The organism is Nocardioides panzhihuensis (assembly GCF_013408335.1).
Classification (GTDB): Bacteria; Actinomycetota; Actinomycetes; order Propionibacteriales; family Nocardioidaceae; genus Nocardioides; species Nocardioides panzhihuensis.
The window spans coordinates 5,349,699-5,361,786 of record NZ_JACBZR010000001.1 but is presented as its reverse complement, the minus strand read 5'-3'; the positions used below and the strand labels follow the sequence as shown (position 1 = coordinate 5,361,786).

11 protein-coding genes are annotated in these 12,088 nt (G+C 68.2%); 2 read left to right on the top strand and 9 right to left on the bottom strand.

Annotated elements, in window-relative coordinates:
* Positions 1 to 73: 73 nt before the first annotated feature.
* Positions 74 to 1,342 carry an alpha-hydroxy-acid oxidizing protein gene (locus BJ988_RS25430; protein ID WP_179660634.1) on the bottom strand — a complete coding sequence of 423 codons (1,269 nt, stop codon included), beginning with the start codon at positions 1,340 to 1,342 and terminating at the stop codon, positions 74 to 76.
* Positions 1,343 to 1,455: 113 nt separating this feature from the next.
* Positions 1,456 to 2,100 (bottom strand): TetR/AcrR family transcriptional regulator, encoded by a 645-nt coding sequence (locus BJ988_RS25425; RefSeq protein ID WP_179660633.1) that lies wholly within the window; start codon positions 2,098 to 2,100, stop codon positions 1,456 to 1,458.
* Positions 2,101 to 2,172: 72 nt separating this feature from the next.
* Between BJ988_RS25425 and BJ988_RS25420 the strand changes: the two genes are divergently transcribed.
* A complete protein-coding gene (locus tag BJ988_RS25420) occupies positions 2,173 to 3,060 on the top strand; it encodes a sterol desaturase family protein (protein ID WP_179660632.1) in 888 nt (295 codons plus the stop codon).
* Here BJ988_RS25420 and BJ988_RS25415 read toward each other — a convergent pair.
* The 7 genes from BJ988_RS25415 to BJ988_RS25385 all read right to left on the bottom strand — a co-directional run bounded on the left by BJ988_RS25415 (position 3,023) and on the right by BJ988_RS25385 (position 10,225).
* Complete coding sequence (locus BJ988_RS25415) at positions 3,023 to 3,637, bottom strand: hypothetical protein (RefSeq protein WP_179660631.1); 615 nt, start codon at positions 3,635 to 3,637, stop codon at positions 3,023 to 3,025. The two genes, BJ988_RS25420 and BJ988_RS25415, sit on opposite strands and share 38 nt — an antisense overlap.
* On the bottom strand, positions 3,634 to 4,434 hold the full coding sequence (locus BJ988_RS25410; protein ID WP_179660630.1) for an HAD family hydrolase: 801 nt from the start codon (positions 4,432 to 4,434) through the stop codon (positions 3,634 to 3,636). The genes BJ988_RS25415 and BJ988_RS25410 overlap by 4 nt, the downstream gene beginning before the upstream one ends.
* The gene (locus tag BJ988_RS25405; RefSeq protein WP_179660629.1) at positions 4,431 to 4,943 is read right to left on the bottom strand and encodes a GNAT family N-acetyltransferase; all 513 of its coding nucleotides are present in this window, start codon (positions 4,941 to 4,943) and stop codon (positions 4,431 to 4,433) included. The genes BJ988_RS25410 and BJ988_RS25405 overlap by 4 nt, the downstream gene beginning before the upstream one ends.
* A 28-nt stretch (positions 4,944 to 4,971) precedes the next feature.
* Positions 4,972 to 5,829, bottom strand: coding sequence for an HAD hydrolase family protein (locus BJ988_RS25400; protein ID WP_179660628.1), 858 nt, complete (start codon positions 5,827 to 5,829; stop codon positions 4,972 to 4,974).
* Entirely contained in the window at positions 5,826 to 7,115 is a 1,290-nt protein-coding gene (gene serS, locus BJ988_RS25395) for a serine--tRNA ligase (RefSeq protein ID WP_179660627.1), read from the bottom strand. The genes BJ988_RS25400 and serS overlap by 4 nt, the downstream gene beginning before the upstream one ends.
* Before the next feature lie 51 nt (positions 7,116 to 7,166).
* The gene (locus BJ988_RS25390; RefSeq protein WP_179660626.1) at positions 7,167 to 7,847 is read right to left on the bottom strand and encodes a peptidoglycan-binding domain-containing protein; all 681 of its coding nucleotides are present in this window, start codon (positions 7,845 to 7,847) and stop codon (positions 7,167 to 7,169) included.
* 131 nt (positions 7,848 to 7,978) lie between these two features.
* Positions 7,979 to 10,225 carry a calcium-binding protein gene (locus tag BJ988_RS25385; RefSeq protein ID WP_179660625.1) on the bottom strand — a complete coding sequence of 749 codons (2,247 nt, stop codon included), beginning with the start codon at positions 10,223 to 10,225 and terminating at the stop codon, positions 7,979 to 7,981.
* 156 nt (positions 10,226 to 10,381) lie between these two features.
* Here BJ988_RS25385 and BJ988_RS25380 point away from each other — a divergent pair, with 156 nt between their 5' ends.
* Positions 10,382 to 11,953, top strand: a complete 1,572-nt coding sequence (locus tag BJ988_RS25380; RefSeq protein ID WP_179660624.1) for a YegS/Rv2252/BmrU family lipid kinase — start codon at positions 10,382 to 10,384, stop codon at positions 11,951 to 11,953.
* Positions 11,954 to 12,088 lie beyond the last annotated feature (135 nt).

Here is a 12,088-nt window from a genome sequence, read left to right as displayed (position 1 = left end):
TTGCATCGTAAGCGGGGTGCTCGGATCGCGCCCCCTCATAAAGTATGAACTTGGTTGTGCGCCTCTGGTTCCTTCAGCCGAGGAGCTCGCGGCTGACCTCGTCGACCGAGCGGCAGCCGACCAGGCCGAGGGAGAGGTCGAGCTCGGCGATCATGTGCTCCAGGACGGCCTGGACACCTGCGGCGCCGGCCAGGGCGAGACCGTAGACGTAGGGGCGGCCGAGGAGGACGGCGTCGGCACCCAGCGCGAGCGCTTTGAGGATGTCGGCGCCGGAACGGATGCCGGAGTCGAAGAGCACCGGGATCCGCCCGGCGATCTCGTCGACGATGCTCGGCAGGGCGTCGATCGAGGCGATGGCGCCGTCGACCTGTCGGCCGCCGTGGTTGGAGACGATGATCCCCTCGACGCCGTGCTCGAGCGCGCGACGCGCATCCGAGGGCGCCTGGATCCCCTTCAGCACGATCGGCAGGTCGGTCATCTCGCGCAGCCGGTCCAGGTCGTCCCAGATCAGGTCGGATCGGGAGAAGACGTCGAGGAAGGTCTCGACCGCGGCACGGGCGTGGCCGGAGCGCAGGTTGTCGACGAGCCTGCCGGGGTGATGCTGGGCCATCGAGGCGACCGCCGACAGCGCCGAGGGGAGCTCGCGCAGCCCCGGCCGCACGCTCGCCCTGGGACCCGACGCGATCCGCTGCTCGACGAGCGCCCGGAAGGCCGGGTCGGAGGTGTACTGAGCGATCCCGAGGCCGCGCGCGAAGGGCAGGTAACCCAGATCGAGGTCGCGCGTACGCCACCCCAGCATGTGCGTGTCGAGCGTGACGACCAGCGCGTCGGAGCCGATGGCCTCGGCGCGGCGTACGAAGGACTCGACGATCGACTCGTCCTTCGACCAGTAGAGCTGGTAGAGCCGAGGGGTGTCGCCGAGGTCCTCGGCGACCTCCTCCATCGGGACGGACGCCTGGGTGGAGATCATCATCGGGACGCCGGTCGCGCGAGCCGCGGCGGCGACCTCGTGCTCGGCGCGGGGATGGGCTAGCTCGAGCACGCCGACCGGTCCCAGCATCATCGGCGCCGGCATGTCCACCCCGAACAGGGTGGTGTGCAGGTCGCGGGTCTCGACGTTGGCGAGCATGCGGGGCACGAGCCGGAAGTGGTCGAAGGCCGCCGTGTTGGCGGCGACGGTGCGCTGCTGGCCGGCCCCGCCGGCGACGTAGGCCCACGCCTCTTCGCTCATCGCCTTCTGGGCCGCCTCGGCGAGTGCCGACGGCTCGGTCGGCACCACCGGTCGGTGGCCGAACAGGCCCTTGCGGAAGATCGCGGACTGCAGGTCTCTGCCGATACTCACGCGGCGAAGGCTACTGGCAACCGCCGGCGGCGGACCGAATGTACGACGGGGAGTTCTGCAGGGGTTACCGACGCGTAGCCCCTGCAGAACTCCCCGTCGTACCTCGTCGCGCCTCAGCCGGCGCCGAGATCTGCCGTGAGATGCGCGGGCAGTGCGGCTCCGGAGAGCGCCGCGATGAGTCGATGACACCGCTCCGTCATCTGAGTCGGCGTCACCTGCGGGTGGTCGAGCCACCAGGTGATCAGCGCGTCGACGGCGCTCATCCAGACGGCGGTCAGCGCGGAGGCGTCGAGGGGGTCGTCGTCGCCCACGAGCCTCATCAGCTCGCCCACCCCCTCGACGGCGAGGCGGGTGATCCGGTCGGTGTAGACGGCGCGAGCGGCCGCGACCTCCCCATCGTCTGGCGCTGACGGGTCGAAGAGGAGCCGCCACAACCACGGCTGCGGTTCGAGCGTCCGGAAGAGACCGTCGAGCGTGCGCAGGCCCCGCTCGAGGCCGACCGAGTCATCGGCGGCGACCCGCTCCATCTCGGCGGCGAGGGTCTCGGCGCCGTAGTTGAAGCTGGCCAGGAAGAGACCCTCCTTGGAGCCGAAGTACTGATAGACCAGCGGCTTCGAGATGCCGGCATCGGCGGCGATCCCGGCGACGGACGCCTTGGCGAACCCCACGGTGCCGAAGACCTCGCAGGCAGCTCGGACGATCTGCAGCTCGCGGTCGGCGCGTGGGACGCCCTTGGTTCCTGCGTTGGCCCGTGACATGCCCAGAAGTCTAGCGACGGCATATGACCCTGAGGTAACTTACTCCAAGGTCATATCTCTGGAGGTCTCCCCATGAACGACATTCTCGACCCGATGAAGAACCCGCTGACGTACGCGATCCCGTTCTTCGTGATCGCGATCCTCATCGAGCTGGCTGCGCTGAAATGGCTCGACCACGACGACAACCTGGCCGGCTACGTCTTCAAGGACGCACGCACCTCGGTCCTGATGGGCCTCGGGTCGATCGTGTCGATGACCGTGTTCAAGGTGCTGGCCTTCGGGATCTATGCGGCGATCTTCGCCTACGCCTCGCTGTGGCAGATCCCGGGCACGTGGTGGGGCGTGGCGATCTCGGTCCTGGTCGTCGACCTCGCCTACTACTGGAACCATCGGTTCGTGCACCGGACCAGGGTCGGCTGGGCGGCGCACCAGGCGCACCACTCGAGCGAGTACATGACCTTCGCGACCGCGCTGCGGCAGAAGTGGAACCCATGGTTCGAGTTCTTCTTCTTCCTGCCGCTGCCGTTCCTCGGCATCTCCCCGGCGGCGATCTACATCGCCTTCTCGATCAACCTGGTCTACCAGTTCTTCGTGCACACCGAGACGATCGGCAAGCTCTGGAGGCCGCTGGAGCTCGTGCTCAACACACCGTCGCACCACCGCGTCCACCACGGCTCCGATCCGGAATACCTGGACAAGAACTACGCCGGGATCCTGATCGTCTGGGACCGGCTCTTCGGCACCTTCCAGCCCGAGCGCCAGCGCCCGACGTACGGCCTGACCTACAAGGTCGACACCTACAACCTGATCCGCCTCGAGTACGGGGCGTTCCGCGAGCTCTGGAACGACGTACGCAGCGCCGACGGCTGGCGCCTCAAGCTGAGCTACGCCTTCCGGCCTCCGGGGTGGACGCCCGAGGAGACTATGCGGTCTTCCGCCGCCCCAGAATCTGCACGATGAGCAGGCCGAGCAGGCCCACGCCGACGAGCACGAAGCCCGGCGCGGCCACCTTGACGAGCTGCTGGCCCTCAGGGGACGCGGGCTCGCTGAAGCTCACCTGCTGAGGCTCGGGAGCGATCACCTCGGGGAACTCCTTGGCGATCTCGGCCTGGAGCTTGTCGGAGTACTCCTCGACGCGGGGCTGGGTCCCGGCGGCGAGGATCGTGTCGCCCTTCTTCTGGACAAAGAAGTAGTAGTCCTCGTAGGCCGTGAGCGACTTCTTCTGGCAGACACCGGGGTTGAGCGCGACCTTGAGGTTGCTGCCGCCGGTGACGCCCTTGAGCGCCTTCACGACGGTCACCGGGTAGACCACCGGGCCGCCCTTCTTGGTGGCCTTGCCGGCCCCGGTCACCCGCGCGTGGAAGACCATCGGCTCCTCGACCGCGTCGCTGAGCACGAACGCGGGGCACTTCGCGGGGGCAGTCACGGGCTCTGCCGTCGCGGGGGCAGGACTCATCGTGACGATCGCCAGGGCGACCATTGCGACGGCTGCGAGAAACGGGGGGACGCGGCGCATGGCGACGATCAAACCAGTCACAGGCCGAAGACTCCAGCCAGGACCCGCGCGACACCGTCGTCCTCGTGCCCGGGAGCGACGTGGGAGGCACACGCGGTGACGCTCGGGTGGGCGTCCGCCATGGCGTACGACCTCCCGGCCCAGGTCAGCATCGGCAGGTCGTTGGGCATGTCTCCGAAGGCGATCACGTCGGCTGCGGAGATGCCGAGCTCGGTGCAGACCAGCTCCAGCGTGGAGGCCTTGGTGACCCCGGGAGCGCTGATCTCGAGCAGCGGGAACGACGAGTGGGTCACGTTGACCCGGTCACCGACGACGGCCACCGCAGCCGCCAGCAGCTCGTCGGCGTCATCGTCGTCGTGACGGCGGCCGAGCAGCTTGATCAGCGGCTCGTCGGCGAGCTCCTCGATCGGCGCGACCCGCCGGGCGGGCCGGAGCGCGTCGGAGAAATGGGACGTGAACGCGGGCTCGCACGACCATCCCTCGAGCGACTCCGTCGCGAAGACGAGCCCGGGTACGTTCGCCTTCAGCGCCGCCGCCACCTCGGCGGTCAGGGACGGCTCGATCAACCGGGTGAGCCGGGGCTGATCGGTGGCGACGTCCCAGACCAGTGCGCCGTTCGACACGATCGCCAGCCCGACGCTGCCGATGTGCTCGAAGAGCACGCGGGTCCAGCGCAGCGGCCTGCCGGTCACGAAGATGACCGGTACGCCGATCTCCTCGAGCTTCACGAGCACATCACGGGTGAAGTCGGAGACCGAGCCGTCTGCTCTGACCAGGGTCCCGTCCAGGTCGGTGGCGACGAGCTTCGGCGTACTCATTCTTCCATTCTGCCACCGGGGACCGGCCTGGCCATCACCAGATGCCCGTCCTCGTCGGCGCCGCGGAGGTCGATGAAGCCGCACTTGGCGAGCACCCGGAGGCTGGCGGTGTTGGCGGGCTCGACCGAGGCCCGGATGCGTACGCCCTCCCCGTCCGCGCATGCCAGGAGACCCTTGAGCGCCTCGGTCGCGAACCCCCAGCCACGGGCCTCTTCGACCAGGCCGTAGCCGACCTCGGCCTCCGGGGTGCCGTCCGGGGCGGCTTCAGGTGGCCCGAAGAAGCCGATCGAGCCGAGCACGGTGCTGTTGCGCACGATGTAGCGGGCGCTCCACAGGTCACCCTCCACCCACATCGTCGCCGCGTCCTGGTCGTCCTCGCGCGGGAACTGCGGGTGCCAGCCCTGCGGCCGGCCGAGCCCGCCGTTCGGATCACGGATGGCCTCGACGTCGGTGCGGGTCCACAACGGCAGCGCGAGCCGCTCGGTGATGATGGTGGTGGGAAGGGTCACGAACGCCAAGACTCCCAGAACAGCACTCTCAGAACCAGCGGGAGAGTTCCAGCGCCGCGCCGTCGTCGGCGACATGGGCCGTCACGGCGTCGGCCACCAGCTGGACCTCCTCGGGGGCGTTGCCCATGGCCACCCCGCGACCGGCCCACTCGAGCATCTCGACGTCGTTGCGGCCATCGCCGATGGCGAGCACGTCGGCCGGCTCGAGGTCGAGCTGGTCGCACACGTAGGAGAGGCCCGAGGCCTTGGAGACACCGACCGGGGTGAGATCGAGCCAGGCGGTGTAGCCGACCACGTAGTCGATCCCGTGCAGGCCGAGCTCGCGGCCGAGGGCGATGAAGTCCTCGGGGGTCGCGTCGGGGTCCCGGATGATCACCCGGGAGACAGGCTCGGCGACCATCTCGTCGATCGGCGCGATCAGGTGATCACCGTCGAGCTCGCCCTCGGGGAACGGCCGGTTGAACCGGTAGCCCAGTCCACGGTTCTCGACCGCGACCAGCACGTTCGGACGTCGTTCCAGGATCGTCTCCACCGCCGGACGGGCGTCGAAGGTCTCCTCGTGCACGACGTCGACGGGCGGGTAGCGAAGCACCACCGCCCCGTTGGAGGCGACGATCCACAACCGCTCCGCGTCCTCTTCCGGAAGCCCGAGGAGGTCGGCGATCCCGGTCATCGAGTGGGCCGAGCGGCCGGAGGACAGCACGACGTGCGCACCGGCGTCGTACGCCCGGCGAACCGCATCACGGACCTTGTCCGAGAGCGCCTCGGACGGCGTGCCTCTGTCTTCGATCCAGCGCAGCAGGGTGCCGTCGATGTCGAGCGCGACGAGCTTCGGCTCCCAGGCGGACTCGCCGGGTCGGGCGGTGGTGCTCTCGGTCGTGCTCACTTCTGGATCGGCTCCAGGACCTCGCGCCCGAGCCACTTCTGCAGGGCCTTCGGCACCCGCACCGAGCCGTCGGGCTGCTGGTGGGTCTCCAGGATGGCGACGATGGCGCGGGTGATCGCGGTCAGCGTGCCGTTGAGCGTGGCGACCGGGGTGGTCGATGTGCCGGTCGTCGAGCCTGTCGAGACCCGCGCGCGGATGTCGAGGCGGCGTGCCTGGAAGGTGGTGCAGTTGGACGCCGAGGTGAGCTCGCGGTACTTCCCCTGGGTGGGGATCCACGCCTCGCAGTCGAACTTCCGCAGCGCGCTCGGACCGAGGTCGCCCGCAGCGACGTCGATGACCTGGTAGGCGAGCTCGAGCTTGTCCAGGAACGCCTTCTCCCACTCGAGGAGACGCTGGTGCTCCGCGTACGAATCCTCGACGGTGGTGTAGACGAACATCTCCACCTTCTCGAACTGGTGGACCCGGATGATGCCCTTGGTGTCCTTGCCCGCCGAGCCGGCCTCCTTGCGGAAGCACGACGAGAAGGCGGCGTAGCGCAGCGGGAGCGTCTCGGGGTCGAGGATCTCGTCGGAGTGGTAGGCCGCCATGGGCACCTCCGAGGTGCCGACGAGGTAGAGGTCGTCGTCCTCGATCTTGTAGACGCCGTCGTCGACCTGGTCGAGGAAGCCGGTGCCGGCCATCGCCTCCGGGCGGACCAGCGCGGGCGCGATGACCTGGGTGAAGCCGGCCTCCCGGGCCTGCTCCATCGCCAGGTTGATCAGCGCGAACTCGAGCTCCGCGCCGACCCCGGTCAGGAAGTAGAAGCGGCTGCCGGAGACCTTGGCGCCACGCTCGAGGTCGATCGCGCCGAGCATCTTGCCGAGCTCGACGTGGTCACGCGGCTCGAAGCCCTCGGCGGCGAAGTCGCGGGGCTTGCCGACCTTCTCGATCAGGACGAAGTCGTCCTCGCCACCGGCCGGAGCGTCGTCGGCGATGTTGGGGATGGCCTTGAGGGCCGCCTTCCACTCCTCCTCGGCGACGCCCTGCGTCGCCTCGGCCTCCTTGACGGCGGCCGCGAGGTCCTTCACCTCGGCCAGCAGCTGCTGCTTCTCCTCGCCCTTGGCCTGGGCGACCTTCTTGCCCATCTGCTTCTGCTCGGCCCGCTTCGCCTCGAAGTCGGCGATCGCCGCGCGCCGGGCGCTGTCCGCGGACAGCGCCCGGTCCACCACGTCAGAGGACGCGCCGCGGCGCTCCTGCGAGGCACGTACGCGGTCTGGGTCTTCGCGGAGGATGCGCGGGTCGATCATGCGGCAAGGCTAGTCGACCGGGCCACCAGATCTCACTTCAGTAACGGACTGTCACCAGTAGACCGGGCTGGTCTTGCCGCACGGGCGCAGGAACGAGCGGTAGACCGTCCTGTTGGGGATGTCGTAGCCGTAGGAGTCGTTGGTGAAGTAGGTGCCACCGGTGTAGGTGATGTACGCGGCCGAGGTCCCGTACGTCTTCGGGAAGCCCGACGGGTTCGACGCCGTCGAACGTGACCGCTTGCTGGAGATCGTGCCCCGGATCAGCGGGTTCGCCAGGGAGCCGCTGGTCGTGATCGTCGCCTGCTTCCACGAGGTGCTGCGCTTGTTGGTGACCGTGTAGCGGATCGACTGGCCGCCTCGGACGATGACGCAGGCGTACCAGTTCGCGGTCGAGGTCGCGGAGATGATCGTCCCGGCACCGGACATACCCGCCTTGATCTTCGACCACGTACGCGACCCGACGATGCCGTCCGCCGACAGGCCCTTGGCCTTCTGGTAGTCCTTCACCCGGGCGGTCGTCGCCGAGCCGAACGAACCGTCCGCCCGGAGCCCGCCGAGCACCTTCTGGAGCAGCGTCACGCAGTTGCCGGTGTTGCCGGGACGTACGGTCTTCGGGCTGCTGATCGTGCAGCTGACCGCGGCCTCCGCGGGCGCCGTGCCCGCGTCCAGGCCGACCAGTCCGCTCGTCGCCACGGCCGCCGCAGCGACCAGGCCGCCAATGCGCAGTCGCATCGATGTCTTCACTTGGATGGATCTCCCTCTAGATGGATTCACATGCTTCAGCACGCCAGGGCGCATTCTCGCGATCTGCGGCGACGCCCGAACCCGTACCTTTCCCGTAGCCCGCGGCTCGGGTGTGGTGACTAGGGGATGCGGACGCGCCGCTCGACCGAGACCGAGCTGTCCCGCCCGGTCCCACCGTCGCCGTAGTCGCGACCGGAGCCGCCGTAGAGCTTGTCGGCACCCTCGGAGCCGTAAAGTTTGTCGCCGCCGCCATCTCCGTAGAGCTTGTTGGCCGCCCTGTTCCCCTTGAGGACGTCAGATCGCGAGGTGCCGATGACGTTCTCGAACGAGGCGATCTTCTCGTAGCCGGCGCCGGTCCGCTGTCGAGCCGTAGTGGCCAGAGAGACTCGCACCCCGACCCCGACGTTGCGGTAGCTGATCGTGTCCGCGCCGCCACCTCCGTTGACGACGTCGTCACCATGACCGGGCAGCACCGTGTCGTTCCCGTATCCGGCCGTGATGGTGTTGCGTCCAGAGTTTCCGACAAGGCGGTCGGAGCCCGACGTGCCGATGATGTTCTCAGTCTGGCTGACCTTCTCGTAACCGGCGCTGCCGGTGCTCTGCGCTCGGGTCGTGGCCAGGCTGATCTGGATCGCCCTGTTGTAGCCCTTGTAGCTGATCGTGTCCGTGCCGGACCCGCCGATCACGGTGTCGTTGTCCCTACCGGGCCAGATCGTGTCGTTGCCGCTGCCGCCGTCCAGCCGGTCGTTCCCGTTGAGTCCGTTGACGTAGTCGCTGCCGCCACCGCCGAGGATCACGTTGCTCGTCAGGTCTCCGGTGAGCTGGTCGGCGTGCGGGCTGCCGATGAGGTTCTCGACCTGCTCGATCGTCTCGCGCCCAGCACCTGCGCCGTAGTATGCGGGCTGCCCGAGATAGATCCGTACGCCGCTGGTCGCGTTGGAGTAGGTGACCGTGTCGACCCCGGATCCGCCGGTGATCACATCGGTCCCGGCGCCCGGCGCGAACACGTCGTTCCCGGCACGGCCGTCGATGATGCTGTTCCCCGAGCCTCCTGTGAACCGGTCGGCGTAGTCGGTCCCCATCAGCTCCTCGATGCCGGCGAGAGCGTCGCTGCCGAGACCACCAGTCACCTTCGTCGTCGTCGCGACGATCCCGCTGCCGGACTCGGCGTACGTCGCCTTGTCCGTCCCTGCTCCACCGTCGACAGCGTCATCGCCCAAGCCTCCCGCAAGACGGTCCGTGCCGTCGTCACCCCGCAAGACATCGTTGCCCACGTGCCCCGACAGGAAGTCGTCACCAGCTCCACCGCTGACTCGGTCGGCACCATCGCCGGCATAGATCAGATCATCGCCCGCGCCCCCGTTGAACGTGTCGTCTCCGGTCCCCTGGACGGCTGTCTCGAAGTTCTCGATCAGGTCGACACCGTCTCCGCCGTGAACTATGTCATTGCCTTCGTGAGCCTCGACGTGATCGTCGCCTGAACCTGCGTCGATCGTGTCGGACCCTCCATCGCCAGTGATTTCGTCGGATCCCGTGCCACCGTTCACCGTGTCCATGCCTTCATCTCCATGAAGACGGTCGTCATCGGCTCCACCGTCGATCTCATCGTCGCCTGCGTCCCCCCAGACGCTGTCCCGACCGTCCTCACCCGAGAGCATGTCGTTCCCGTCGTCGCCCTCGAGGATGTCGTCGCCGAGCCCTCCACGCAGCTCGTCGATGTCCGCACCACCGCGGAGGCGGTCACCCTCGCCCCCGCCGTCGATCGTGTCTAGACCGCGATCCCCCTGGAGAAGGTCACCACCGTCACCACCTGACAGGACATCGTTGCCGTCGTCCCCGAGCGCCTGGTCGGAGCCACCTGCACCGTAGAAGTAGTCGTCGCCCTCATGGCCTCGGAACATGTTGGGTCCGGGGCCTCCATGGAAGGTGTCGTTGCCGCTTCCTCCGTATGCAAAGTCCTGCTGCTCGGCCAGCCTGAAGACGTCGTTTCCAGCCCCTCCAAACGCCGCACGGTTGCTGCCCAGCATGGTGTCGTCGCCCTCACCTCCGAGGACGGTGTTGCCCAACGCACCGTAGATCGTGTCGTCACCAATACCCCCGATGATCTCCACGGCGCCCTGCCCAAGGACACAGACGGTGTCGTGTCCCCCAAGGGCATCGACCGCGACACCAGCCGGAACAGAGATCACGTCGTCGGCGTCGGTCGGGGCGTGGCCCTCGACGCCGAGATCGACGGTGACGGGCTTGCCGCCACACTCACCGTCCGCCGCTGCGGCGGAGCCCGCGAGGAGGCCACCGACGCCGAGTGCGACGGCAGGGACGGACAGCAGCCCGATAAGGGCGTACGACGACACGCGAGCGCGCATGAAAGACCTCACAACGACGAAGACCGAGGGGATCCGACGCCGACCCGAATCATGCGTGGAGAGCGAACGATAGCGCTCACATCGACGCTCTGCCCCAGGTTTTGACCATGCCGTTCATTCACTGTGTGGAAGACGTTTCGCGCATACTGACTTATCGTGCTTGACCTCTCCCGCCGTGCCCTGCTGCTCTGGGCGGCTTCGCTGTTCGCCCTGAGCACCCTGATCGGGTTCGCGGCGATCAACGCGTGGCCGCTGGTCTCTACGATCGACGGGCTCGGCCGAGACGCGACGCAGGTGACCGCGGAGCACGGCTGGATGCTGGACTTCTGGCACATCGTCGAGGTGGGCACCGACTGGTATGTGATCGTCGGGGCCGCCCTGCTGGTCGCCGCGGGGCTGTTCCGCAAGTATCCGCGCGCCGCGGCCTACGTGCTCGGCGTCGTGGTGGTCACGCTCTCCGTACGCCGCGGGGTGGTGCTCCTGGTCGATCGGGACAGGCCGTCGTGGCAGCTGATGTCGTGGTTCCACGAGTCACCGTCGTACCCGTCCGGTCATGCGACCGGGATCGCCGTCCTGGCGGGCGTGCTCGCGGTGGTCGTGACGATGTTCGTACGCCGCCGCGGCATCCGCCGCCTCGCCTACGCCGGTCTCGCGCTGCTGGTCGTGCTCGTCGCCGCAGACCGGGTCTTCCTCGGCCGCCACTACCCCTCCGACGTGATCGGCGGGATCGTCTTCGCCGCCGGGGCCATCTTCCTCGGCATGGCGCTCTACACGCCGCTGCCCGCCTCCCACGCGCTGGGACGCCGGCCGCTGATGGACTCGGTGCGCGGCAACCGCAACATCGCGGTCGTCCTCAACCCGATCAAGGTCGAGTCGGTCGAGCAGTTCAAGACCATGGTGAACGCCATGGCCGAGGAGTCCGGCTGGAAGACCCCGACCTGGCACCTGACCACGATCGAGGACCCCGGCACGGGGATGGCGCGCGCGGCCCAGGCAGAGGGCGCCGACCTGGTGCTCGTCTGTGGTGGCGACGGGACCGTACGCGAGGTCTGCTCCGCCCTGGCCGGCACCGGCATCGCGGTCGGCATCGTCCCCGGCGGCACCGGCAACCTGCTCGCCCGCAACCTCTCCATCCCGCTCTACATCCGTGCCGCGATCGACGTCGCGCTCACCGGGCAGGACCAGGCCATCGATCTGGTCGAGGTCTCGGGCGACAACCTCGAGGACACCAACTTCCTGGTCATGGCCGGGATGGGCTTCGACGCCGCGATCATGAGCGGCGTCAACGAGGACATCAAGAAGCGGATCGGCTGGATGGCCTACGTCCTCTCTGCCTTCAAGAGCCTGATGTTCCCGGCGATGCGGCTGGAGATCTCCGTCGACGGCGAGGAGTTCACCAAACACCGGGCGCGGACGGTCGTGGTCGGCAACGTCGGCTACCTCCAGGCGAACATGCCGCTGCTGCCGGCGGCCGCTCTCGACGATGGCCTCGTCGACGTCGTGCTGCTCTATCCACAGCGATTCTGGTCCTGGCTCCCGCTCGCGTTCCGGGTGCTGAGCAAGCGGCCACGCACCGACAACCTGATCAACCGGATGACCGGCGCCAGCGTCGTGATCCGGACCAACCACGACCAGCCGCGCCAGCTCGACGGGGACACGATCTCCGAGGGGCGAGAGCTGCGGATGCAGTGCCTTCCCGGACGCCTGCTCGTCCGCGTGCCACGCTGAACAGCGGTCCCGTTTCGGTCCCGAATCTGAGCGACACGCAGTAGAGCAAAAAGTCCCAGCAAACCAGGCATAAAGTCCCGATTCAGGCGTGATTTCGGCGCGTTTGGGATCGATTTCCACCTCTGACCGAGCCGA

Excerpts from the sequence above, each read along its gene's own strand:
- BJ988_RS25410 (WP_179660630.1), bottom strand. The coding sequence starts at position 4,434 with ATGAGTACGCCGAAGCTCGTCGCCACCGACCTGGACGGGACCCTGGTC.
- BJ988_RS25420 (WP_179660632.1), top strand. The coding sequence starts at position 2,173 with ATGAACGACATTCTCGACCCGATGAAGAACCCGCTGACGTACGCGATC.
- BJ988_RS25385 (WP_179660625.1), bottom strand. The coding sequence starts at position 10,225 with ATGCGCGCTCGCGTGTCGTCGTACGCCCTTATCGGGCTGCTGTCCGTC.
- serS (WP_179660627.1), bottom strand. The coding sequence starts at position 7,115 with ATGATCGACCCGCGCATCCTCCGCGAAGACCCAGACCGCGTACGTGCC.
- BJ988_RS25390 (WP_179660626.1), bottom strand. The coding sequence starts at position 7,847 with ATGCGACTGCGCATTGGCGGCCTGGTCGCTGCGGCGGCCGTGGCGACG.
- BJ988_RS25425 (WP_179660633.1), bottom strand. The coding sequence starts at position 2,100 with ATGTCACGGGCCAACGCAGGAACCAAGGGCGTCCCACGCGCCGACCGC.